The organism is Rhodococcus sp. JCM 9793 (assembly GCF_055380405.1).
In genome coordinates this window covers 1,612,513-1,636,167 of the sequence record NZ_AP043721.1, presented here as the reverse complement: position 1 = coordinate 1,636,167, position 23,655 = coordinate 1,612,513, and the positions used below count along the sequence as shown (strand labels likewise).

At 64.5% G+C, this 23,655-nt stretch carries 25 protein-coding genes and 1 pseudogene; 20 read left to right on the top strand and 6 right to left on the bottom strand.

Features of this window, described 5'->3' with window-relative positions; translation table 11 throughout:
* Entirely contained in the window at window positions 1-1,059 is a 1,059-nt protein-coding gene (locus tag ACZ46K_RS09910) for an acetamidase/formamidase family protein (protein WP_464747944.1), read from the top strand.
* Window positions 1,060-1,102: 43 nt separating this feature from the next.
* On the opposite strand, the gene ACZ46K_RS09905 is transcribed toward ACZ46K_RS09910, so the two are convergent.
* Entirely contained in the window at window positions 1,103-1,264 is a 162-nt protein-coding gene (locus tag ACZ46K_RS09905; RefSeq protein WP_464747942.1) for a hypothetical protein, read from the bottom strand.
* A 442-nt stretch (window positions 1,265-1,706) separates the two neighbouring features.
* On the opposite strand from ACZ46K_RS09905, the gene ACZ46K_RS09900 reads away from it, so the two are divergent.
* Together ACZ46K_RS09900 and ACZ46K_RS09895 are read left to right on the top strand one after the other, a co-directional pair.
* Window positions 1,707-1,964 carry a hypothetical protein gene (locus ACZ46K_RS09900; protein WP_464747940.1) on the top strand — a complete coding sequence of 86 codons (258 nt, stop codon included), beginning with the start codon at window positions 1,707-1,709 and terminating at the stop codon, window positions 1,962-1,964.
* 189 nt (window positions 1,965-2,153) lie between these two features.
* Window positions 2,154-2,396 (top strand): hypothetical protein, encoded by a 243-nt coding sequence (locus ACZ46K_RS09895; protein ID WP_464747938.1) that lies wholly within the window; start codon window positions 2,154-2,156, stop codon window positions 2,394-2,396.
* A gap of 358 nt (window positions 2,397-2,754) precedes the next feature.
* Here the strand turns inward: ACZ46K_RS09895 and ACZ46K_RS09890 are convergent, their stop codons facing one another.
* Entirely contained in the window at window positions 2,755-4,323 is a 1,569-nt protein-coding gene (locus tag ACZ46K_RS09890) for a TRAP transporter large permease (protein WP_054804929.1), read from the bottom strand.
* A 353-nt stretch (window positions 4,324-4,676) separates the two neighbouring features.
* Here ACZ46K_RS09890 and ACZ46K_RS09885 point away from each other — a divergent pair, with 353 nt between their 5' ends.
* The gene (locus tag ACZ46K_RS09885; RefSeq protein WP_464747935.1) at window positions 4,677-6,092 is read left to right on the top strand and encodes an MFS transporter; all 1,416 of its coding nucleotides are present in this window, start codon (window positions 4,677-4,679) and stop codon (window positions 6,090-6,092) included.
* On the opposite strand, the gene ACZ46K_RS09880 is transcribed toward ACZ46K_RS09885, so the two are convergent.
* Window positions 6,083-7,735: a PucR family transcriptional regulator gene (locus ACZ46K_RS09880; RefSeq protein ID WP_054807075.1), complete on the bottom strand. Its 1,653-nt coding sequence runs from the start codon at window positions 7,733-7,735 to the stop codon at window positions 6,083-6,085. The two genes, ACZ46K_RS09885 and ACZ46K_RS09880, sit on opposite strands and share 10 nt — an antisense overlap.
* A 202-nt stretch (window positions 7,736-7,937) precedes the next feature.
* Here ACZ46K_RS09880 and ACZ46K_RS09875 point away from each other — a divergent pair, with 202 nt between their 5' ends.
* The 13 genes from ACZ46K_RS09875 to ACZ46K_RS09815 all read left to right on the top strand — a co-directional run bounded on the left by ACZ46K_RS09875 (window position 7,938) and on the right by ACZ46K_RS09815 (window position 17,796).
* Window positions 7,938-8,387: a GlcG/HbpS family heme-binding protein gene (locus ACZ46K_RS09875; RefSeq protein ID WP_054807076.1), complete on the top strand. Its 450-nt coding sequence runs from the start codon at window positions 7,938-7,940 to the stop codon at window positions 8,385-8,387.
* A gap of 198 nt (window positions 8,388-8,585) precedes the next feature.
* The gene (locus ACZ46K_RS09870) at window positions 8,586-9,305 is read left to right on the top strand and encodes an iron-containing redox enzyme family protein (RefSeq protein WP_054807077.1); all 720 of its coding nucleotides are present in this window, start codon (window positions 8,586-8,588) and stop codon (window positions 9,303-9,305) included.
* A 70-nt stretch (window positions 9,306-9,375) separates the two neighbouring features.
* Window positions 9,376-9,723 carry a Rieske (2Fe-2S) protein gene (locus ACZ46K_RS09865; RefSeq protein WP_054810452.1) on the top strand — a complete coding sequence of 116 codons (348 nt, stop codon included), beginning with the start codon at window positions 9,376-9,378 and terminating at the stop codon, window positions 9,721-9,723.
* A complete protein-coding gene (locus ACZ46K_RS09860; protein ID WP_464747932.1) occupies window positions 9,720-10,946 on the top strand; it encodes an NAD(P)/FAD-dependent oxidoreductase in 1,227 nt (408 codons plus the stop codon). The genes ACZ46K_RS09865 and ACZ46K_RS09860 overlap by 4 nt, the downstream gene beginning before the upstream one ends.
* Complete coding sequence (locus tag ACZ46K_RS09855) at window positions 10,943-12,379, top strand: aldehyde dehydrogenase family protein (protein WP_464747931.1); 1,437 nt, start codon at window positions 10,943-10,945, stop codon at window positions 12,377-12,379. Before ACZ46K_RS09860 ends, ACZ46K_RS09855 begins: the two co-directional genes overlap by 4 nt.
* A gap of 28 nt (window positions 12,380-12,407) precedes the next feature.
* A complete protein-coding gene (locus tag ACZ46K_RS09850; RefSeq protein WP_378556393.1) occupies window positions 12,408-12,764 on the top strand; it encodes a Rieske (2Fe-2S) protein in 357 nt (118 codons plus the stop codon).
* Window positions 12,761-14,350: a gamma-glutamyltransferase family protein gene (locus ACZ46K_RS09845; protein WP_464747929.1), complete on the top strand. Its 1,590-nt coding sequence runs from the start codon at window positions 12,761-12,763 to the stop codon at window positions 14,348-14,350. The genes ACZ46K_RS09850 and ACZ46K_RS09845 overlap by 4 nt, the downstream gene beginning before the upstream one ends.
* Complete coding sequence (locus ACZ46K_RS09840) at window positions 14,340-14,774, top strand: RidA family protein (protein WP_054806259.1); 435 nt, start codon at window positions 14,340-14,342, stop codon at window positions 14,772-14,774. The genes ACZ46K_RS09845 and ACZ46K_RS09840 overlap by 11 nt, the downstream gene beginning before the upstream one ends.
* A 145-nt stretch (window positions 14,775-14,919) precedes the next feature.
* Window positions 14,920-15,885 (top strand): intradiol ring-cleavage dioxygenase, encoded by a 966-nt coding sequence (locus ACZ46K_RS09835; protein WP_464747927.1) that lies wholly within the window; start codon window positions 14,920-14,922, stop codon window positions 15,883-15,885.
* Between the two features lie 31 nt (window positions 15,886-15,916).
* Window positions 15,917-16,129, top strand: a complete 213-nt coding sequence (locus tag ACZ46K_RS09830) for a twin-arginine translocase TatA/TatE family subunit (RefSeq protein WP_054810138.1) — start codon at window positions 15,917-15,919, stop codon at window positions 16,127-16,129.
* Window positions 16,126-16,896: a twin-arginine translocase subunit TatC gene (tatC, locus tag ACZ46K_RS09825; RefSeq protein ID WP_464747924.1), complete on the top strand. Its 771-nt coding sequence runs from the start codon at window positions 16,126-16,128 to the stop codon at window positions 16,894-16,896. The genes ACZ46K_RS09830 and tatC overlap by 4 nt, the downstream gene beginning before the upstream one ends.
* Entirely contained in the window at window positions 16,884-17,300 is a 417-nt protein-coding gene (locus ACZ46K_RS09820; protein ID WP_054806251.1) for a twin-arginine translocase TatA/TatE family subunit, read from the top strand. Before tatC ends, ACZ46K_RS09820 begins: the two co-directional genes overlap by 13 nt.
* A 109-nt stretch (window positions 17,301-17,409) precedes the next feature.
* A complete protein-coding gene (locus ACZ46K_RS09815; protein WP_054806252.1) occupies window positions 17,410-17,796 on the top strand; it encodes a hypothetical protein in 387 nt (128 codons plus the stop codon).
* 90 nt (window positions 17,797-17,886) lie between these two features.
* On the opposite strand, the gene ACZ46K_RS09810 is transcribed toward ACZ46K_RS09815, so the two are convergent.
* Complete coding sequence (locus ACZ46K_RS09810) at window positions 17,887-19,494, bottom strand: AMP-binding protein (protein WP_054806253.1); 1,608 nt, start codon at window positions 19,492-19,494, stop codon at window positions 17,887-17,889.
* Between the two features lie 204 nt (window positions 19,495-19,698).
* Here ACZ46K_RS09810 and ACZ46K_RS09805 point away from each other — a divergent pair.
* Window positions 19,699-20,586 (top strand): annotated as a pseudogene (locus ACZ46K_RS09805) (DUF2268 domain-containing putative Zn-dependent protease).
* Window positions 20,587-21,035: 449 nt separating this feature from the next.
* On the opposite strand, the gene ACZ46K_RS09800 reads toward ACZ46K_RS09805, so the two are convergent.
* Window positions 21,036-21,524, bottom strand: a complete 489-nt coding sequence (locus tag ACZ46K_RS09800; protein ID WP_464747922.1) for a TetR/AcrR family transcriptional regulator — start codon at window positions 21,522-21,524, stop codon at window positions 21,036-21,038.
* A 40-nt stretch (window positions 21,525-21,564) separates the two neighbouring features.
* Between ACZ46K_RS09800 and ACZ46K_RS09795 the strand changes: the two genes are divergently transcribed.
* Window positions 21,565-22,095 (top strand): DnaJ family domain-containing protein, encoded by a 531-nt coding sequence (locus ACZ46K_RS09795; RefSeq protein WP_054806255.1) that lies wholly within the window; start codon window positions 21,565-21,567, stop codon window positions 22,093-22,095.
* Window positions 22,096-22,149: 54 nt separating this feature from the next.
* Here the strand turns inward: ACZ46K_RS09795 and ACZ46K_RS09790 are convergent, their stop codons facing one another.
* Window positions 22,150-22,650, bottom strand: a complete 501-nt coding sequence (locus ACZ46K_RS09790; protein WP_054806256.1) for an SRPBCC family protein — start codon at window positions 22,648-22,650, stop codon at window positions 22,150-22,152.
* Window positions 22,651-22,826: 176 nt separating this feature from the next.
* Here ACZ46K_RS09790 and ACZ46K_RS09785 point away from each other — a divergent pair, with 176 nt between their 5' ends.
* Window positions 22,827-23,636 (top strand): SDR family NAD(P)-dependent oxidoreductase, encoded by an 810-nt coding sequence (locus tag ACZ46K_RS09785; RefSeq protein WP_464747919.1) that lies wholly within the window; start codon window positions 22,827-22,829, stop codon window positions 23,634-23,636.
* The last annotated feature ends 19 nt before the right edge of the window (window positions 23,637-23,655 follow it).

Here is a 23,655-nt window from a genome sequence, read left to right as displayed (position 1 = left end):
ATGCTCGATCCCGGCGAGGGGCCGATCCGCTCCGACCTGTATCTCCCCTCCACCCTCGACCACCTCCTGTGGGGTCGCCTCTCCTCACGAGCAGACTCGCCCGTGCTGTCGATCGATGCGGGCAGCGAGGTCACGATCGACACGATCAGTCACGAGGGCATCCTCGAAGACCAGGGACGCGACCCCAAATCGTTCTTCGGCTCGCACGGCGTCGACGAGGTGCTCAGCGATGCCATCGCATTGGCAGCGAGCGAATATCCGCGAGCGATGGGCGCTGACGGTCCGCACGTCGTGACAGGGCCGATCGAGATTCGCAGCGCGCATCCGGGTGACGTACTCGCGATGACGGTCGTGGAAGCGCTTCCACGCGTGCCGTACGGCGTGGTGTCCAACCGGCACGGCAAAGGCGCACTGCCGCAGGAATACCCGCATGGAGCCGACGTGTTCAGTGTGTTCGCGTCGCTCGACGAGATCGACCCGACCAGGGCGCGAATGTCCTTCGGTCCCGGTGACACTCGCACTGCGTCGTTCCCGATTGCCCCGTTCCTCGGAATCATGGGCGTCGCGGTCGATGCCGACGTCCGTCCGCATTCGGTGCCGCCCGGCACCCACGGAGGCAACATCGACATCAACCTGCTCACCGCGGGGGCGACGCTCTACCTCCCCATCCAGGTCCGGGGAGCCCTCGCCTACATCGGCGACCCGCACTTCGCGCAAGGCGACGGTGAGGTCTCACTCACCGCCCTCGAAGCGTCCCTCCGCGCGACGATCCGGTTCGACGTCATCCCCCGCGAAGAAGCACTGGAAGCGTTCGGCGCACTGATCGGGCCCATCGCGGAAACCTCCGAGTACCTCGTCCCCACAGGCCTGGACGAAGACCTCGACATCGCCATGCAGAATTGCGTCCGCGCAGCAATCGGGTTGCTCGAAGCTCGCTACGGCATGGACCCCCGCCATGCTTACGCCTATCTCTCTGCCGCTACCGATTTCAACATCTCGCAAGTGGTCGATGTTGTGAAAGGTGTGCACGCACGAATTCGAAAGGACGGCTTCGCCTGACCGGCGCACGAGCACCGTGACGCACCGACGCGCTATCCGAGAACTATCGGAGATCGCGCCTCAGGGGTGCCGTCACGACCACCGCGGCGGCGCCCACTGCGTAGACGGTGAGAACAAGCGCCCCGAGGAGCGGCGAAGGCAGTATCGGACCACCCAGCGATATCTCCTCCGTCACGGTGTCGGCGAGGAAGGTGAAGTCCGTCAACGCCGCGGTCGCGCCTCCCAGCAGGAACGGGTAGAGAGTGTTGAGCCGGAAGGATCATGAGCACCGGCTCGAGGAAATAGAAGTACCCGAGCACGATCCCGACAGCCACGAGCTGGTTGCGGACCAATGCACCGATTCCCACCCCCAGCACCGTATAGGTCGCTGCCACCACAACCAGTCGGGCAAGGACCGGGTTGGCCCTCGAACCCAACCGCATCACGCTCAGTGCCGACGTCGAAGCGAGATTCGAGGCGTCATAGCGCGAGGCGCCGCTCTTGGTGGATTATTGCCCGCCCAGCGACGAATACTCCACCAAGAATCGATGTCGTTCCTATCCGCACGCACCGGCGGATGTGGACCCATCCAGTACGGTGGCCGCAGGAGGAAAATAACACTCAGTGGTTCGGTCCTGCGCCTAGCGGGTCCCTTCAACTCCATCATCATGGCAGCGTCCGGACTACCTGTCATCGGCAGCCGTATCCGCAGCTACATCGCCCCGATCACGTACACCGGTCGCAAATCCGGCCGGACGATCACGCTGCCGGTCAGCTACCTCCCAGCTAACTCGATGGAAACGTCCAGCCCGGAAGGTTACTTTCCTCGGTTGAAGATCCATGCGTCCGAACGTGGTGTATTTGATGACAGTCTGAACAAGGGCAGCCGACTCCGGTCGACTGCCCTCCGCAAATACAACGACTGAATCAAGCCCAAGGAGTACCTCTCGTGGATCTTCCACGCGTCTTCACCATTCGCGAAAGTAGCCACCGCATCCACAACCCGTTCACCTCGGGCAAGCTCGGCGCCCTGGGCAGGCACTGCACCTGGCGCCCGGGACGCGCGTGCTCGAGCTCGCCAGCGGGTCCGGCGAAAATACTTTGCACGTGGGCCCGTGACCACCACATCCCCGGAACTGGGGTGGACATCAGCACTGGCGTTCACCGAGCAAGCCCGCGTCCGTGCCGCTGAACTCGGCGTCACCGATCAGGTCGACTTCGTGCACTCCGATGCCTCAGGTTTCGTAGCAGGCAATCCGGTCGATCTCGCCGCGTGGGTGGGTGCTACCTGGATCGGAGGCGGCGTAGCCGGCACCGTCGAGCTGCTGAGCAAGAATCTCTCCGTCCCGGCGGCCTGATGTTGATCGGTGAGCCGTACTGGCGCCGCGAAATACCCGACCAGGAACCGCCAAAACCTACGGCGCCAACGGCAAGGACGACTTCCTGGTACTGCCGGAGCTGATCGAGCAGTTCGGCGATCTCGGGTACGACGTTGTGGAAATGGTGTTGGCCGATCACGACAGCTGGGACCGGCGCAATGGCTCAACCTCCGCCGCCCACAGCCGCCTCGGACGGTCGATCGCCAGCCGGACCGGCCACCACGAGAACCACGTTCGACGACACAGCGCGTAGCGGCAATCACCCGGCACGTCGTTGCGCTAGTACGAAACAGCAACGCACCGTTGGGTGCGTTGCTGTTTCGTCTGCCGACTACGTCTAGAACACGAGCACCGCAAAGATGGTCGACAGAACAAGTCCGGCCATCACCGGGATGAAACACTTCCGAGCGAGATCGAGGACGGGTACCCGAGCGAACCCCGCGACCGCGACGAGCGACGACCACGCGATGATCACACCGCCGCCCGACCAGATGTTGCCCATCTGCCCGATCGCGGCGAGCGTCGCCGGGTCGACGTCGACTGCGGGACCGAGCGCACCCGACAACGCACCCGTGAGCGGCAGGCCACTGAACCCGGAGCCGTCCAACCCCGCCACCAGGCCGATGAGCAGGATCCCGAACGACGTGACGAACGCGTTCTGTGGCAGGTGTGTCTGCACTGCGGTCACGAGATCGAACAGGATCGCAGGTGCAGTGGCGCTGTCCGGAACACCGAGAATCGCACCGGCGAAGTCGGCATTGCCGATGAAGAAGAACCCGGCGATGGGCAGCACAACGCCCATGGCCTTGAACGCGAACACCAGTCCGTCGACCAGGTGGTCCGAAGTCGTCTCGAGGAAGCCACCCCCATCGGTCGATGCCGCAGCAGCGAACAAGACCAGTGCCGCAATGCCACCCACGATGGCGGCGGCGTCGCCACCCTGCAGCGGCGGCACGACCTCGGTGAACTTTCCCAGCATCAAATAGACGATGAACGCGAGGTATGCAAGAGGTACAAGCATCGCGAAAGCTTTTGCGGTGCCGCGACGTTCCTTCTCCGACTCGACAATCTCATCCGGGAACGGGCTCGCCGCCGGGGCGAGCACCGCAGTCGCTGCGGTCGCCGACGTTCCGCCGCCGGTGGGCCCCGTCGACACCGGCTTCGATCCTCCGCCCCCACCCGAATGATCATCACCACCGGAACGTGATTCGCCGATTCCCCGATCGGCCTCGGCTTCCCACTCGATGAGCAGCTCTGGAGACGGCGTACGCCAGGTCTTCTTCTGCATCAGGTAGGTGAGCACGAGGGCGGTGCCACCGACGATGAGCGACAGCACGAGCGCTTTGTCGGCCACCGCATCGGGGTCGACCCCTGCCGCGGACGCGGAGATGCCTGGTGCGACCTTGATGATGTAGTCCGCAGACAGCGCCATCCCCTGTCCGCAGATCGCGATGACCATGCCCACCGACAGCGGAGACAGGCCCGCCCGGATCGCCACGGGAATGAGTACCGCGCCGACCAGCGGGACGGCGGGAGTCGGCCAGAAGAACAGCGATATCACATAGGTGACGGCAGCGAGGACCAGGAAACTGCTGGTTCCGGCACGCATGACACGGCGGAACGGCGCGACCATCATTCTGTCGGCGCCGAGCTGGCGTAGCGCGCCGAGCATCGCGGTGACCATCGCAATGATGAGGAAGATGTTGAACAGTTCCTTCGCAGCCACGAGGCTGGCGTTGAAGATGGCGGACAGTCCGGTGACGATACTGCCGGAGAACACCAGTGCGGTCAGGAACGTTGCGATGACGGCGGGAACGACGATGTTCTTTCGTAGCGCCATGGTGGCCAAGATGACGAGTATGCCGACCAGGTAGACCCAGTGGGCGGCGGTGAGTTGTACGTCCAAGGCATGTCCTTCAACAGGAGAGCGGAGCGGGGGCTGTTGGTGGAACTTTCCGCGTTCCTCCATGCTTGGTCAACGAGAACCATGCACAGTGCCCAGGACGTTACGTGTGCAGTGTGTTCCACTTTTGCGATTCCGTGTCATCGGGTCGCGCATATGTGACAAATTGCTACGAACATGTGTCGACACACGCGCAGCTGAGGTTTCCCACGGCCCACTGTGCACAGTGTCCACATTTGACGCTCCGAGCATGTGCCTTTTGCCCTGGTGACGCTGATGCACGTGCCCGGTGGGGGGTGGGAAAGTAGGACGACGGCTCGCACAGTGCCGTGCAGTTCGACTGGCCCAGGAGCTCGATGACCACCTCCACACACGTGCCCGCCGCGTCTCCGAACGCGTCCGGTACCGGCACCCCGCTGGCGCTGTCCGCGCTCCTCGCCGGCACGCTCGTCGGAACTTTGAGCAACAACATCATCAATGTTCCGCTTGTCCAGATACTTTCGGATTTCGATGCGTCACTGGAAGACGGTGCACTGCTCGCCGTCGCATTCCTCCTCACCTTCGCGGCGGCGATGCCGCTCGCGGGGTACATCGGCGACCGCTTCGGGCGCCGGCGCGTGTACTGCGGTGCTCTGCTCGGCACCGCCGTGTGCGCGGCGGGAGCAGCGGCGGCACCGACCCTCGAAATCCTCATCGCGTGGCGCGCGCTCGGCGGTCTCGCAGCCGCTGCATTCGCTCCCGCGGTGATGGGTCTGATCGCGTGGCTGTTCGACTCGCAACGCCGCGCGCGCGCCGTCGGCGCGTGGGCGACCGTCAATGGGATCGGTCAGGCGATCGGCCCGTCACTCGGTGGGTTCGTCGCGGGCAGTTGGGGTTGGCGGTGGGTGTTCGTCCCCCTGATTCCGATTGCTCTGATCGGATTCGCCGGAACCCTGCGATGGATTCCGGCGTTTCCCGGTCGACCCATGCGGCTCGACGTGCTCGGCGCTGCGACACTCACCCTTGGTTCTGCTGGAATCGTGCTGGGCCTGAGTATGTTCGGTCAGTCCGGTGTCGCGCCGGCCGTTCCTCCGGTGGTTCTTACGGTGTCGGCGGGTGTACTCGCGTGGTTCGTCGCGCATTGTCTGCGGGCGCCGGTGCCGTTCGTCGATGTGCGCTTGCTCGTCGAGAGTCGTTTCGCCCGGAGCGCGGTCGCCGCGTTCGCGCAGATGTTCTGTCTCGGCACGGCTCTGCTGGCCGTCCCCCTCAGGTTGACGGCGACGGGTGAATCCACGGCGACTGCGGGCATGGTCCTGTTCGCGCTCCCGGCCGTCATGGCGGCCCTCGCACCGCTGGTGGGTCGGACGACCGACCGGATCGGTGGGCGCCGCGTCCTGCGGTTCGGCCTGGCCGTACTGGTGGTGACACAGGGTGCGCTCGCCGTCGTTCTCTCTGCCGACGAACCGAACCTGTGGCTCGTCGCGTGTGTTCTCGCGGTGACCGGAGCGGGGATCGCTGCCGTGCAGACACCGGCCGCAGCGGGATCGACGCGCTCCCCCGCCGGTGCACAGGGCACCGGGCTCGGCGTCTTCAATCTGATCCGCTTCGGCGGGTCCGCGGTGGGCGCTGCATGGGTCACGATCGCGCTCTCCGCGTGGTCGGTGGGAGTCGTCTTCGTCGCCTGCGCTGTCGTCGTGTGCATCGGGTTCGGAGCCTCCTACCTCGGACGAGACCCGGAGGATGCCGCCGCACCTCCCCCTGCCGGCGACACCGACGCACACGCTCAGCGGTAGTTGATCTCGCGATCCACCGAGGTGTGCAGGCGGTCGAGCAATTCGAGACGGACAGCGAGCCAGGCCGTGAACTGGTTCTCGGGTACCCGCACGTCCATCGACATCGCCCGCGAGATCCGGTCGAGCTTCGAGAGCATCGTGTTGCGGTGCACGTTGAGTTCGCGTGCGGCAGCGTTGACGTTGCCGCCGGCGCCGAGATACGCGACGAGCGTGTCGTGCAGATCGGTACCTGGCCGAAGGTTGCCGAGCACGTCGTCGACGAACCGTCGACTGCGGTCGGTGTCGGCGACGAGTTCGAGGACGCCGTATCCACGCAGGTCGTGGTACGACACCGAACCCGACATGTCCATCCGCTGCCCGATCCCGAGCGCCACCCGGGCCTGCCGGTAACTCTCCCGGATCTGGTCGGCGCCGACGGCGGGCACCCCGTGCGCGACGGGTACCGGCCTGCCTCTACGCCGCGACAGATCCTGCGCCACCGCTTCCGCGAATTCGTCGATCTCCGCCTCGACGTCGGTGGCGTCGCGGTATCGGAGCGACCGCACCACGACGAGTGCGTCGCCGATCACGGTGACATACGACCGGACGGAGGGGTGCGGTAGGACGCTGGCCGCGTACCGGGCGAGTCGCAGCAACCCGCCTGCTTCCTCAGTGCCGGGCGCGGCCGGGTTCCCGCTGTAACCGGGTGCGACGAAGACGGCGAACGTCGAGGTCAGATCGATGTCGTGGTGTTCGGCGCGGGCCTGCATGTCGTGACGGCTCGAGAAACTACCGTGGACGAGCGCCTGGACGAAGTCACCACGGGCACGTTCCTCGGCCTCGTCCACGCTGCTCTGGCGCAGCATCTCGGAACCGATGATTGCGGATGCCTGCTCGGTGACCACCGCGTGCTGCGCGAGGTCGTGCGGGCCCGGGGCGGGGTCGGGCGCGAGAATCACCACCCACCCTTCGAACCTCTTTCCGAGGCGGATCGCGCCGGCAGTGCACGTCCAGCGCACCCCTCCCCCGGTCTGCTCCACGACGCGGGTGTCGTGATGCTGATGCCGGTTCGACGTCGGCGCGGCGAGAAGGCCCCGGAGGTGCTCCGTAATCTCGTCGACCACCGCCCGATCTGTGCCGTGATGGGCCACGACCTGGCCGCGGGCGTCGAGCACCAACGCGGGATGCTGTGCGAGCGAAGACACTTCCTTGATCAGCAGGGCGAGACCTGCGCCCCGGTGGAGTAGCCCGGCGAGCGTCGAGTGCACGAGTGCGGAATAGCGCATCACGTGCACTTCCTGCGTCAGTGACCGTTCTGCGAGTAGTCGGTTGAGTGCGGCGAATCCGACCGGGAGGTCGAGTTCGATCACCGGTAGGCCCGATGGCCAAGTGGTGCTGGACGTCGGCGCTGCGCCGTCGACGATGAGCGCTGCGGCGCCGCGGGCGGCGATCGCCGATACGGCCTGCGTATCGGCGGTAAGCGCTTCAGGGCGGGTGTACACGGCGACGCCGGACAGATCGTCGTAGCGGCCCATGACCTCGCCGAGTGGCAGCACCCATGTGAGAGCACGGTCGAGATCAACATCGGCGGGCACGACTCGAGCACCTTCCATGAGTTGTTCGTCGAGAAGACCACGGACGGTCAGGCGCGGACTCGGTTCCACAGCAACCTGCTTCCCTCGGTGCAGTGACGCCACGCGGGAGCGGAACGTCTTGTACTTCCTACATCAGTTACCAGAGTCATAGACCCCAGACACATGTGCACTTTGTACACGATAAATCAATAAGTGGGGTTACTTTACCTATCCCGATCGTGTCGTCGCGCTGTTAGAAATAGGCCACACCCGACCTCGAAAGTGGGAACCAATGCATCGAATTCATCGGATCGACCTCGACGACGCGCTTCCCCTGCTCGCCGCCGGGCGCGCCAAGGCCGAGGAACTCGGCGTCAAACAGACACTGTGCGTGTGCGACGAAAGCGCGAATGTCATCGCGCTGCACCGACTTCCCGGAGCGCGACTCACCGGCGTCGACATCGCGATCGCCAAGGCCTTCACCGCCGCAGGCCATGAGCGCGCTACCCACCTGTTCAACGAACCGCCCAACGGCCCCGCACTGCCCGGCAACGAAGCCTTCGGGATCAGCCACATGCTGCCCGGCAAGTTCGCGGTCTTCGTCGGCGGATTCCCTCTCGTCCACGACGGCCAGATCGTCGGCGCTGTGGGCATCAGCGGCGGAAACGGCGAACAGGACAAGGCCGTCGGCGCAGCGATGCTCGCCGAGTTCGAGACACTCGTCTCGGCACCCGCCCCCTGACTCCTGCACACCTGACTCGTGCACATCGACCCTGACGGGCCGCGCCCTCCGGTCATTGTGGCCATGGCAGCACGCCCAACGCGCACTTAGGGTCGATGACACCGAAACAAGCTGCAATCAAGCATTTTTCGGACCGCAACGTCGCGGACGTATTCCAGCCCGGCATCGACCGCACGATCACACGTGAAAGGCACACTCATGACCGAATTGCTCGGACGCGACGAGTTCCGCGCCGCACTCGAAAACGCCATCAAAGGCCGCGAAGCCAAGGACGCGTCGTTCAGCAAGGCGTGGGCCGAAGGCAAACTCGAAAAGCACCACTTCGCCCGATGGGCCGAGAACCACTATCACTACGTGGGCCCGTTCGCCGACTACCTCGCCAACATCTACTCGAACACCCCCGACCACTACACCGATGCGAAAGACTTCACCCTCCAGAACATGTACGAGGAGGAACTCGCCGACATCCGGCACACCGATCTCCTCATCAAGTTCGCCGAGGCATGCGGCACCACCAAGGAACGCATCGAGGACCCGAACAACATGAATGCCGTCACCCGCGGCCTTCAGGCCTGGTGCTACGCGGTGTCGCAGCGCGAGCACTTCGTCGTCGCCACTGCAGCACTGGTCGTCGGCCTCGAATCCCAGGTTCCGAGCATCTACAAGAAGCAGATCGTTCCGCTGCGTGAGGTGTACGGATTCACAGAGGACGAGATCGAGTTCTTCGACCTGCACATCACCTCCGATGTCGTCCACGGCGAACGCGGCTACCAGATCGTGCTCGACTGCGCCGACACGCCTGAGCTTCAGCAGCGCTGCCTGCAGCTCGTGCGTTGGGGTGCGGAGATGCGCTTCTCCTACACCAAGGGCCTGTACGACACCTACGTCGCACCCGACCTGGAGCTGGCGTCGGCCTGACCCCGACGAGTGCGGGGACGGGAGCCCTGACCGGGCTCCCGTCCCCGCGGCACACGAGCGAAGGAGTTTCATGTCCACCCCACAGACCTGGGTTGCTGTCGCGACCGTCAAAGAGGTGACTCGGCGCCGCAAGCTACGCGTGGAAGTGGACGGCGTGGCGATCGCGCTGTTCCACGCGAACGACCGCATCTACGCCTTCGCCGACCTGTGTGTCCATCAGGACCGTTCCCTCGTCAAGGGCACGCTACTGCACGGCCGTGTCATCTGCCCCGGCCATCAATGGCGGTTCGACCTCGACACCGGTTACGAGGAAGACCAGGACCTCTGCCAGCCGACGTACGCCGTGCACGTCGACGGCGACACCGTCCACATCGATCCCACACCGCGTTCCGTATCCGGAAGGGAGTGCACCCCATGACTATCCACACAGTGGTCACCGTCGGCGCAGGCCAGGTCGCTGCCGTCGCAGCCCGGACCCTGCGCCGGCGCGGCTTCGACGGCAAGATCATCCTGCTCGGCGACGAACCACACGCACCCTACCAGCGTCCGCCGCTGTCCAAGGAGTTCCTCGCGGGGCGTGAAGGCGTGGAGTCCCTCGCGCTTCTGACTCCGAAATGGCTCGACGCCAACAACATCGACATCCGCATGGGTGTCACGGCTCGACGCGTCGACACCGCCTCAGGCGCCGTCGAATTCGACGGCGGAAGCATCGTCGCCGATGCCGTCGTCCTCGCGACCGGCGGCCGCCCACGTACTATCCGTGCAACGGGGACCCGACCCGACCTGGTCCACTACCTCCGCACCCTCGACGACGCGCTGGCCCTCGCCGCACGGCTCACCCCCAACTCTTCTCTCGCCATCGTCGGCGGCGGCTTCATCGGACTCGAGATCGCCGCGACCGCCTGTTCTCTCGGGGTGAACGTGACGGTGATCGAGCAGGCCGAGAATCTCCTCGGCAACATCCTCGGAGCGCGGGTCGGCGGCTACTGCGCGGATCTTCATCGCCGCAACGGTGTCGACCTGCGCACCGGCACGGGCGTCGCCGCTGTCGACACCTCCGATCACGGGGTCCGGATCACGACGACGACCGGCGACGTCGTCGAGGCGGACGCGGCGGTGGTCGGCATCGGAATCGTCCCGAACGTCGAGGTCGCCGCGGCAAGCGGATTGGCCGTCGACGGCGGGATCGTGGTCGACGCCGTCGGTCGCACCTCGGTGCCGCACGTATATGCCGCGGGCGACGTCGCCAGTCGATATTCACCGCGCGTGGGCGGGCACATCCGCGTCGAGCATTTCGACAATGCCAACCGGCAGGCGGGTGTGGTCGCCGATACGATCGTCGGGCGCGAGTCGCTCTCCGACGACCCGCACTGGTTCTGGTCCGATCAATACAGCACGAACATCCAGTTCACCGGAACAGACTTCGGTGCAACCGATCTGGTTGTACGCGGCGACATCGACACCGGTGAATTCTCCGTCTTCTATCTTTCCGGCGAGACTCTCACCGCCGCGTTCGCGATGGATCGAGGCGAAGACATCATGGCCGCCCGCGAACTGGTCGGGAAACGTGTCGACGCTGCACTGCTCACCGACGAAGACACTGATCTGTGGGAAATGTACGAGGAACTGGAGCAGGCATGACGATCACCGGAGCGAACTTCATCGACGGCAGCTGGGTCCCGGCCGACTCCGGAAAGGTGTTCGAACGACGCAACCCCGCAGACGATTCCGATCTGATCGGAACCTTCCCCGATTCGGATGTCATCGACGTGCAGAACGCCGTCGATGCGCTCGACAAGGCGGCACCCGACTGGGCTGCCACACCACCGGAACGGCGCGCGGCCATCCTCGAGGCCGCCGCCGAGCACCTCGCGGCCAATGCGGACACACTCGTCGAGGAGCTGATCCGCGAAGAGGGCAAAACCCGAGCCGAAGCCTCGATGGAGGTGAGCCGCACGCCGATGAACCTGCGTTTCTACGCCGGTGAGGCCCACCGTGCAACAGGCACGGTCTACCCCGGCGGCGGCCCCACCACGGTGTACACGGTGCGCGAACCGATCGGGATCGTCGGCGCCATCACTCCGTGGAACTTCCCGCTCAACATTCCGTCCCGCAAACTCGGACCCGCACTCGCTGCGGGCAATACGGTGCTCTTCAAGCCGTCCGAGATCACCCCGCTCATGGGACAACGCCTCGTCGAGGCACTGCTCGCCGGAGGACTGCCACCCGATGCGATCGCCCTCGTTCAGGGTGACGGCAAGGCCGGCGCCGCGGTGGTCGGCGACGAACGTGTCGCGGCAGTGACATTCACCGGCTCCACCTCGGTCGGTAGGGCAATCCACCGCGGCGTCGGCCCCGAACGTCGCGTGCAACTGGAGATGGGCGGAAAGAACCCCGTCGTCGTGCTTGCCGACGCCGACCTCGACGCTGCTGCGGCGCTCATCGTCAAAGGCGCGTTCGGATTGTCGGGACAAGCCTGCACCGGCACCAGCCGCGTCATCGCGGTCGACGAGATCCACGATGCGCTGCTCGACAGAGTGGTAGCGCGCACCGAAGCGCTCACGGTCGGGCCAGGCTCGGACCAGGGCGTATCCATGGGCCCACTCGCCTCCGAGGCTCAACTCGACAAGTATTTCGAGTACGTCGCAATCGGTGTCGACGACGGTGCGCGCCTCGTGTGCGGTGGGGAGCGCATCGGCGGACTGTTCGTGCGGCCCACAGTCTTCGCCGACACCACCCCCGGTACGCGACTGCTGACGGACGAGATCTTCGGTCCCGTCCTCGCGTTCCAGCGTGCGTCGTCGTTCGACGACGCCCTCGTCCTCGCGAACGACACCGCGTTCGGCCTCAGCGCCTCGATCGTGACGAAGAACCTGTCGGATGCGCATCGGTTCATCGCGGGTTCCCGGACCGGTCTGGTGAAGGTCAACCAGCCCACCACCGGGATGGCCATGAACGCACCGTTCGGCGGCTACAAGCAGTCGAGCACCCAGACGTTCAAGGAACAGGCCGGGCCGACCCTCATGCAGTTCTACCAATCCGAGAAGACCGTGTACCTGTCGCAGCAGGCCTGACTGCTTCATACCTACCTGGAGGAAGACCATGGAGTTCAAACGAGTGGCCCGTTCCGGGCAGGTGACCGAAGGTATCGTCCGCCGGTTCTACGCGGAGGACTACGAATTCGCGATCTCGCGACTCGACGGCAAAGCATATGCGACGTCCAACTATTGTTCCCACCTCGACTGTCTGCTGTCGTCCGGCAAGCTCGTCCAGGACGGGATCGGATGTTCCTGCCATGGCAGCGCTTTCGACCTCGAGACCGGCGAGCCGATCTGCCCGCCCGCGACCGAGCCGATCAAGACCTACCCGTGTGAGGAACGGGACGGTGAGATCTTCGTCGGCATCGATCCCAGCGAACCTCCGGAAGGTCCGCGCCGGCGCAGGATGAGGTCGGCATGAGCGCGCGGCGACCCGCTGCTCTTGCGACCGGCGGCATGGTGGCGTCGAGTCACCCGCTCGCGAGCCAGGCGGGAGCGCGAGTACTCGCCGACGGCGGTAACGCGGTCGACGCGGCGCTCGCGATGGCGGCAACCACGTGGCTGACACTGCCCGGACAATGCGGGATCGGCGGCGACGCATTCGTCGTGGTGCGCGACCCGGACGGTTCCGTATGGACCGTCAACGGCAGCGGTTACGGACCGGATGGTGGTACTCCGGATTTCTACCGGGACAAGGGCCTTGCTGCGATCCCGCTGGACGGCGCCCTCGCCGTCGCCGTGCCGGGCGCGCCCGCCGCACTGGCCACTCTGCACGCGCGTGGGGCGAGCATGCCGTTGCCCGAACTGTGGGAGCCCCCAGCGCGCATCGCCGAACGCGGGCTACCGTGTTCTGCGAAGACCCGCGCCGACGTCCAGGCGGCACTCCACGCCATCCGCTCCGATGCCGGACTCTCCTCGGTGTACAAGCCGACGGGTACCGTTCCGCGCGTGGGTGATCGGCTTCCGCAGGTCGAGCTGGCGCGCACCATTCGTGCTCTCGCGTCGGATCCCTCTTCGTTCTATACCGGGGTCATTGCCGAGCACTGTGTCGCGGCGTTGCAGGAGTCCGGGGCGCCGTTCACAGGCGACGAATGGGTCGCGGGTGGTTCGGTTCTCGTCGAGTCCGCACTGACCGGGACTTACGCGGGAGCGACCGTGCACCAGACTCCGCTACCGACACCGGGATGGATGGTGTTGCAGCAGGCCGCGTTGTGCGACGGAGAGCTCGGCGCGATGCCTTGGATGGGCGCTCCTGCCATCGACCGCATGGCACGTGCCGCCGCACTGTCGTTCGAAGACCGATTGCGCTGGTGCAGCTCCGACAACGACGGTGTCGAACGCACACTGTCCGCGATGAATATCACGGCGGGGAGAACTCGGCTCGAGGCCCGGGACCCCGCAGGCGCATTTGCGGTGTCCAGCGGAGACACAACGTCGTTCGTCGCCGTCGACGCCGAAGGCCGAGCCGTCTCCTTCATCCATTCCCTCGCGTTCACGTTCGGCGCGAAGTTCACGGTGCCCGGAACCGGTATCGCCCTCAACAACCGTCTCGGTCGTGGGGCATATCTGATCGACGGTCATCCGAACGAGGTGTCGCCCCGACGCAAGCCCCTGCATACCCTCAACGCGTGGATTGTCACCGACCGCGACGGTGAACTCATGCACGTCGGCAACACTCCGGGCGGTGACGGTCAAGTGCAGTGGAACATGCAATTGCTCTCACATCTCCTCGACCACGGCCTCGATCCGCAATCGGCGGTGGGCGCACCACGATTCACGGTGTACCCGGGGTCCGACGCGAACACCCTCGGCGACGCCCCCGAGCTGCGTATCGAAGGACGCGTCGACCGCGACGTCCTGCGATCACTGTCGGACATGGGTCACCAGATCGAGGTACTGGACACCTTCGGCGCCGAGGGCAGTGCGCAGGTCGTGTCGATGGCCCGGGGCGTGATGAACGGTGGGAGCGACCCGCGACAGGAAGGAGTGGTTCTCGGTGTCGAGTGATGCCACAGCTCCTGTACCGCAAGGGCAGTACGTCGCTGCGGTACTCGCCGGAGATACCGTCCGCACAGCGGGAATGACGCCCCGTGTCGACGGCGTACTCACCGTCACCGGGAGAGTCGGCACCGAGGTGACTGTCGCCCAGGCCCGTGCAGCCGCGGCCCTGGGCGCATGCAATGCACTGGCCGCGGTGCGGTCGGTGGTGCCTGCCGGCCACCGCTTTCGGCCCGCCGAGATGGTCGTGTACGTGGCGGCGAGCGCTGGTTTCACCGCGTTGTCGGCGGTGGCGGATGGAGCCTCGGAGATGATCGCCACGGAGCTCGGCCCGGACAACCTACCCGCGCGCAGTGCGATCGGGGTGTACACACTCCCCGGTGGGGCGCCGGTCGAAGTTGCGTTGACCGCAGTACTGGTGACCGACCAGTAACCCCCGACCTCGGAAGCCACCAGCCCCACGCTCCTCCGCTCCGCATCGCTCACAGCAAACGCCCAGCGACGACACAGGGTTCCCCCTGTCTCGGCTGGGATTGTTGGCATCACTGAACCACTGAGCGACGCACGGAGGAGACAACATGAGCCGCGTACCCGAACCCACCGATACACCGGACGGACCTGAATACGAAGGCCGGCCACTCGATCGCCCCACCGACGACGTCGTCGATCAGGGTGCGGGCTTCGACATTGCAACCCTTGTCACCCGCCGGCGAGTGCTGAGCGTCGTCGGCGCCGGAGCCGGCGCACTGGCACTGGCCGCGTGTTCCTCGAGCAACGACAGCACTGCCGCCACGGTGAGCACACCCGCCGGCGAGATCCCCGACGAAACCAACGGCCCCTATCCGGCCGACGGCACGAACGGGATCAACGTGCTCGAGGAATCCGGAATCGTCCGCAGTGAGATCACGTCGAGCCTCGACGGCGGCACCACCGCCGACGGTGTTCCCCTTTCCCTCACCTTCACGGTCACCGACATGACGAATGACAATGCCCCGTTCGATGGGGTCGCCGTCTACGCCTGGCAGTGCGACGCGCAGGGCCGATACTCGATGTACACCGAAGGTGTCGAGGACGAAACCTACCTACGCGGAATCCAGGTGGCCGACGCCGACGGTAAGGCAACCTTCGAGACGATCATGCCCGGCTGCTACACCGGCCGCTGGACGCACATTCACTTCGAGGTATATCCCGACGTCGACTCCGCGACCAACGTCGAGAATGCGATCGCGACATCACAGGTCGCGTTCCCCCAGGACATGCTCGACGAGATCTACCAGCTGGATGCCTACTCGGGGTCGGCCGAGAATCTTGCCCAGATCGGGAGCCTCGACAACGACAACGTCTTCGGCGACGGATACGACCTGCAGATGGGGACGTTCTCCGGCAACGGCGACTCCGGATACGTCGGGTCGCTGACCGTCGCGGTCGACACCACGACCGAACCCACCCTCAGCGGTGGCGGCGCCCGCCCGGCAGGGGCACCGATGGGCGGCGAACCTCCCCATGGCGCGATGCCGGGCATGGGCTCGGGCGCCCCCAACTGATCACTCATCCAACACACAGAAGGACAACACCATGCTGAACAACCTCACGGGCTGGCACGCCCTCATCATCCTCGCGATCGTCCTCCTCGTCTTCGGCTCGACCAAGCTTCCCGCGCTCGCCAAGAGCGTCGGCCAGTCGATGCGCATCCTCAAGAACGAGGCGAGTGACGAGGTCGGCGAGGCGACAACCACCGACGCACAGACCGCGGACCTCACCCAGGTTCCCTACCGACGCGCGTCATGACCGCGACCACCGCCGCGCGAGGCACGATGCCGATCGCCGGACACCTACGCGAGGCACGACGTCGCGGAGTTCGCGCGGCGGTGTCGCTGCTCATCGGCGTGATCATCGGCTTCGTTCTCTCGGATCAGATTCTCGACGTCCTCCGCGAGCCTGTCGAGCAGCTTGCACTCTCCCGCGAGGCCAGTCTCAACTACGACACCGTGACCGGTGCGTTCGACCTCCAATTGAAGATCGCGCTGTTCTCAGGCGTGATCCTGTCCAGTCCGGTCTGGCTGCGAGAACTCTTCGCCTACGTCACCCCTGGGCTGACGCGCCGGGAGAAGAAGTACGTCGTAGGGTTTTCTGCAGCAGCAGCGCCGCTCTTCGCTGCCGGTTGCGCATTCGGATTCCTGATCTTCCCCCGGATGGTGAGCGTGCTCACCGCGTTCTCGTCCGACCAGGACAGCACGATCCTCAACGCGTCGTACTACGTGGACTTCGTGATGAAAGTCGTGCTGGCAACGGGGATTGCTTTTGTCCTGCCGGTGTTCCTGGTGATGTCGAACTACATCGGAATCGTCTCTGCAGCCGAACTCCGTAGCAGCTGGCGCGTAATCGTCGTCGTCATCACACTGTTCAGCGCTCTGGTGACGCCGGCCGCCGACGTCCTGTCGATGTTCTTGGTCGCGTTGCCGATGTCGGCATTGTTCGGCGCCGCACTCGTGATCACGACGCTGCACGACAGGCGAGCGGCCCGAAATGAGGAATTCACACCATGTTCGGTCTGACCTTCGAGAAACTGTTCCTGGTCGCCATCATCGCGGGGGTCGTGCTCGGCCCTCAGCGACTGCCTGACTACGCCCATCAGCTCGCTCGCACAGTTCGAGCACTGCGCGACTTCGTCGAATCGACGCGCGGTACGGCCGAACATGAGATGGGGATCCCGACCTCACTGGATCTACGGCAGTACGACCCACGGCGGATCGTGCGCGACGCACTCAACGAACCCACGACGCCGGCCACGGACGAGATGGCCGACGAAGCCCGGCGCGTGCGTCCCGGTCAGAAGTATCTGACGACCGGCTCTGCAGCACACCCGCGCCGTATCCTCCTCGAATCGCTCCCCGATGACGATCCCCGTCGCATCGCGGCTGCGCGGCCCGATCCTGAGGTCGACCGAGCCATCGGCTGACGCACTTCAACTCGGTGTGTCCACCGCTTGCGAATACCTCGACCGAATCGCGTACACGATCGCAACTTTGACGTTACGATGATTCTCAATAAAAGGGGGATATCGCGATATGAAGCTGCCACTGTTCGGATCAGGCAGGCGTCGCAGTGAGCGCTCGCAGCTCGACGCGATGCAAAGGTGGATCGAGGTCACCGATCGCTCCATCGAGGTCAACGAAGCACTTCGACTCTTCCTCGCAGACCGAGGAGTTCGATTGAAGGAGCGCGGCGACTATCGACTCATCGACGCGAGTTGGTCTGTTGCCGAACTGAAGTCGCTGAGCGAACAATGCGCTCTCGCCACCGAACTCCGCAGTGAGAGCGAGTCGATCTCGGCCGAACTCGACGACGTCGAACCTGCGGAATCCAGCCAATTGGAGTCGTTCGTTGCGTTGTCGGGCGTTGTCCGACGTGCCCTCGCAGAAGCGGAGCGGCGCGCTCGGCGCGCTCAGTTCTGACACCGGCAGATCAGAAGCAGGACACACCACTAACGGACAGATACGCCTTTACGAAAGTGCGTATCTGTCCGTAGAAGTTGTATTTGTCGCCTACTGCGCTGCCTGAGCGGTGGCCCACCGGTAGTCCGCCTTGCCGGCGGGGGTTCGCTTCACCTCGTCGACCACGACGATCGAGCGCGGAATCTTGTATCCGGCCAACGACTTACGGCAGTGTTCCTGGACCTCCTCGAGAGTCAGCTCGTCGGCGTCCGGATAGATGGCGATGACGGCCGCGACGGCCTGGCCCATGCGTTCGTGCGGCACAGGTACGACGAGGGCGTCGGCGACCGACGGGTGCGCGTGGAGTGCCGACTCGACCTCTTCGGCAAAGACCTTCTCGCCACCGGTATTGATGCACTGCGAGCCACGACCGAGGAAGACGATGGTGCCGTCGGCCTCCACACGACCCATGTCGCCGAGGATGGACAGGCGGGTGCCGTCGGCGCGGGTCGGGAAGGTCCGGGCGGTCTTCTCTTCGTCCTTGTAGTAGCCGAGCGGTACATTGCCGATGCGGGCGATGTAGCCGACGTCGTCGGATCCTGGAGGTACGGGTTCGAGGCGCTCGTCGACGAGAATCATGTTGGGGCTCGGCGGCATCCGCAGGTTGCCGTCTTCGTCGACGTTGAACGCGCCGTCGTTTCCGGTTTCGGAGGCACCGAAGTTGTCGCGTAGCAACAGGTCCGGCTTCACGGCGAGCATGCGGTCGCGCACACTCGTCGACCAGATGGCACCGCCCGAAGTGATGGAGAACAGCGAACTGAAGTCGGCCTCATCCTTCCGTCGTTCCATCTCGTCGACCAGCGGCAATCCCATACCGTCGCCGACGATGAGGATCACCTGCACCTTGTCCTTCTCGACAGCCTCGACGACCGTCTTCGGGTCGAAGTCGCGCCTCAGGACCACCCGGGCGCCGAGCGTGAAGAAGGTGAACAGCGAGTACAAGGCTGCACCGTGCATGAGGGGAGCCGCGATGAGGAACGAGAGACCAGGGAATTCCTTCGCTCCAGCCGCAACTTCGGCGAGATCCTTTCGCGGCTCATCGCCATAGGGGTTGCCACCGGAGAGCGGCTTGCGGAAGAAGTCGTTGTGGCGCCACATGACACCCTTCGGGTATCCAGTGGTTCCGCCCGTGTAGAGCAGGTACAGATCGTCACCCGAGCGTGCCGGGAACTCTGCGGTCGCGGGCAGATCGTGCGCACCGGCGAAAGAGATCACGGCGATAGATCGCTGTTCGGCTGCCCGCTTCAGCTCGTCGGTCGTCTCACCGACGACGAAGATCGTGCGGATCAGCGGACAGCTGTCGAGCAACGACGCGAGGACCTGCTGATGCTCGGGAAGTTCGACGACCACCGCCACCGAATCGGAGTTGGTGAAGATGTATTCGAGTTCGGTGGGCGTGTAGCGGTAGTTGACGTTGATCGGCACTGCGCGGATCTTGATGAGGCCGAGGATGCTGGTGACGTGCTCGACGCAGTTCTTGAGGAACACCGCGACGTGATCGTCCTCGGAGATTCCCGCCTGGGCGAAGAGCTGTCCGGCGCGGTTGGCTTCCGCGTCCAGCTCGGCGTACGTGAGATTCAGATCTTCGTAGGTGAGGGCGATGCGATCCGGTACCGCAGACGCGGTCGTCTCGAAAACATCAGCAAGGTTGAACTTCACTGCGCATCCCTCCTGCAACCATCCACTTCTACGAACCCTGCCCCAGAATCTAGAACACGTTTCACATAAGGGGAAGGGTCTATACGGAATCGTCGCCCGATCGCCCATAAGGCAGTGTCTGCGCGCGATCGGGTGCAGGCGGATGTCCGCCGCACCGTCGCCGAACTTGAACCTCACGCAACGTGAGGATCTACCGTCACCGACATGACGATCACCGTGCTCGACACCGCCACAGGAATGAACACCGTGCTGACCGCCGACGAACCCGAGCGCCCCGAACTCGTACGCGCACTGCTCCGACCGATGGAGGGAATGTTCCGCTACTACCCCGGCGACGTCGACCTCCTCCCCATGCACACCATGAGCATGGGCTTCCCGATCGATCGCCGTGTGGACGAGACACGAGAGGCCCTCGCCCGCCTGGAGGCCGCGGACGCCTGGAACCGGATCGAGCGCGCACTCGTCGATGCGGTCGCCGTGCAGTCCCTCGCCACCCCTGATCTGCAGGTTCCGGATATCTCGTTCCTGCTCGTCCTCGGCAACCCCGACGACGACTACTTCATGAACTCGGCACGGGGGCTCAGCGGAAACGGCAGCGCCACGGGCTACATCTCGCTCACACTCTGGCCGACCGACGAGAACCTGGCCCGACTGGAGGCTGCTGCCGTGCACGAACTCAACCACAACCTCCGGTACGCGCCCGGTGGGGTCGTGTGGGATCCCGCGTCCGTCGTCGTCGGCGAACATATCGTCTCAGAATGACTCGCCGACGCATTCGCGCGTCAGCTGTACGGCGACGCACTCGGATACACACCGTTCGGCGTTCCCCACCTCGACGACGATGCAGTGTTCGAGAAGATCGTGTCGGGACTGAGCGTCTCGGGTATGGAGAACTTCGCCGCGTGGGTCATCGGAGACGACGCCGCGGCCCGGTTCGGCGCCGAACCGGTCGGCGTTCCCATAGGAGGCGGCTATGCGGTGGGCAACCGCCTCGTCGACCGCTATCTCGCCGAAACAGGCAAGAGCGCGGCCGACGCATTGCACGTGCCCAGTGCAGAGATCATCGATGTTGCGCTGGGCTCACACCGGTAACACGGTCGTTCCGACTACGACTCCCGTAGCCGGCAGGAGCGGCATAGGTGCCTCAAATGATGGTTGGTGTACGAAAATATCGATATACCAACCATCATTTCGAACGCCTATGGATTCAGCCCCCGATGGCTGGCATCGAGTCATAGTCCAAGCCGGTGGTACCACACTGCTGAATGGGAGTTCCATCGATGAGGCAATTGACAGCCGCCTCCGCGAGGTGCGGCAGCCACGACAGGGTAGCCATCGTAGCTGCGGCACTACCTGAATCGGCGCTGCCCGTGGGCACCGCATTCGCGGTCCCCGGCACAATCAGCGCGACTGCGGCGCAACCCATGACAATTGCGGCAAATTTACGCTTCACGAAACAGGCACCCTTCGAACGGATTACACGGTCGGCTATAGATCGACGACTGCATCCGGATCGTTACGTCGACCTCGTTCTGGAAATCTCACTGCGGCCGAGTTGGACGCGGGCCGATGCTTCCCAGGCATAGTGCCTCACCGGCCCGCGCGTTCCACACCCTACCTCGAGTCGAACACATGTTCCCATCAATCGCTTCGAGCACGTAAGCCGCGTTCATACAGCTGGTGGCACGGGAGTCGGGTCTCAGAGGAAGCATCTCCGTGAGGACTACTCGCAGCACGTCGCGAGGATGCGGAGGTTGGTCGAGTGACCTCAGACTTCGTGAGACTCGGCGAGATGTCTGTTCTGAAGCAAACTCCATCGCGAAGGCCAACATCTCGGCGCGTGACGAGAAGTAGTGCTGCAACTGCCCCGGTGAGACTCCGGCCTCGCCGGCGACTTCGCGCATGGTTGCTCGTGCCCAACCGTGCTGATCAACGACGCACCAGAGCGCATGCGCGATCGACTCACGTCGCTCGTGATGGTCAACCTCCTTCGACACTCGAACCCACCACTTTGGCAATACACATGACATAATACATGTGACCCAAATAGTTTCACGACATGGAGTGCCGATGATGCATGAGCACGCGCTGCCCCTCTCGTTCTGCAACCCCTCCGCTTTCGCGATCGACTCCGAAACGGCGATCGCACTGCTCGCCGACATGCATATTCGAAAGGCGATCGAACGGGGCGATCTCGACGACCTTCCCGGCAGCGGTAAGCCACTCGATCTGTCCGATGCCGATGACCCAGATTGGTGGCTCAAGAGCTTCATGAAACGTGAGGGGCTCGCCTTCCTGCCCCCCTCCATTCAGTTGCGCAAGGATGACGCCGCCCTGGACGGGCACCTCGATCAGCTATCGAACGAGAAAGCCGTTCGACACGAGATTGCCCAGTTCAACAAACGGGTGATGGACGCTCGCTACCAACTGCCATCAGGACCGCCGCTGATCACCATGCCACGTGACGCTGAAGCCACAGTGGCTGCATGGGCCGATCGCAAAGCGGCGCGATCCGAGGAAGCAAGCACCACGGAGTGTGAAGAAGCCAAGGCCAAGAGGACTTCTCGCCGAGACATCTTCGGCAGACCAGGTCGTCGATGAAGTACGCGTACCCGGACTCGGTGCGTGTGCCGAAGGCCCGAGCACGTCACCGCATCACGACAGATCACTCTCCGCGAGCCGCTCGAGATTGAGCAGTTGTCGTCGCGCCATCACGAGGTCGCCGACGGAGATGACAGGCGCAAGCCATCGATTCCCACTCATGACGACCTTCATCAGCAAACGAGTGGTGCCGTCGTCGACGGGAACGAGGACGTACGACAGGACGGCTCCCATGATGCGACCGGTGTAGTGCACCTGAGGCTCGATCGACAACACCCGTCCTTGCGGACGACCGGCCGTGCTGGTGAAGTGGTCTCCGGGTACCGGTTGCGGGAAGCCCAGCAACCGCTGCGGTGAGCGTTTCCCGAGGTTGTCGATCCAGTCGTACGCGTACGGCGCCCACTGGATCTGCGTCACCCACGGCCACACCGCCTCAGGCCGAGCATTCACGGTGACGCCTCGCCATGCCGACAGGCTGGGCGAAGGGACGATGTCGTCGCACGGGTAGTGGCGGACGACCTCCTCGTCGGTGACTCCCCACTTATCTCCGATCATGTACCCTCCCCTGTTCGGCATCCCGGCGTCGGTCGACTACCAGTGTGCCCTCATACTCGGCCATCGCAACCCGCCCTCGACGGTGCACCCTTGGCAGAGAACGTTTCTTCATAGACAATGCGTCCAGTAGTTGGATGCCGTGAATGTCGAACCGTCCGAGATGCGAGAGTGCTTACATGTCTTCAGAACTCACCGGAAAGATCGCCGTCGTCACTGGTGGAGCCACCGGAATCGGTCGCGCGACGGTCGAACATTTCGTCCGCGAAGGCGCTCGGGTGGTGATTGCCGATGTGAACCGCGACGAAGGTACGGCCCTGGCCGACTCACTCGCCGCCGCCGCAGTGTTTCGGGAAACCGATATTTCCGACATCGATCAGGTGCGAGCACTGGTGGAGTTCGCGGTGCAGACATTCGGGGGTCTCGACGTGCTGGTCAACAACGCCGGCATCTCCGGCCCGATCCATGCCAGCTTCCTCGACGACGACCTCGAAGCCTTCGACAAGATCTTCGCCATCAACCTGCGCGCCGTGATGGTCGGGACGCAGGCAGCAGCCAAGTACATGGCCGGAAACGGTGGTGGTTCGATCATCAATACGTCCTCGATCGGCGGCATCATGGCCGGCCGAGGAGTGATCACCTACCGGGCGTCGAAAGCCGCGGTCATCCACTTCACCAAGTCGGCAGCCATCGACCTCGGCGTCCACGGTATCCGCGTGAACTGCCTTGCACCGGGCAGCATCCCGACAACGTTGCTGGCGTCGTCGACGACCGAACTCGAGGGTGAGGAACGCGAAGCGATGATCTCCAGTGTGCGCACCACGCAGTCGAAGAAGAGGCCTCTCAACCGCGAAGGGACGGTCGACGACGCCGCCGAAGCCGCCGTCTACCTGGCCAGCGACCGCGCCCGCTACGTCACCGGCGCCGTCCTCCGTGTCGACGGCGGCACAGCCGCGGGCAGCACGATGACGACGCCGGGTCAGAGCTGAAGTCGAGACTCCCTGCCCA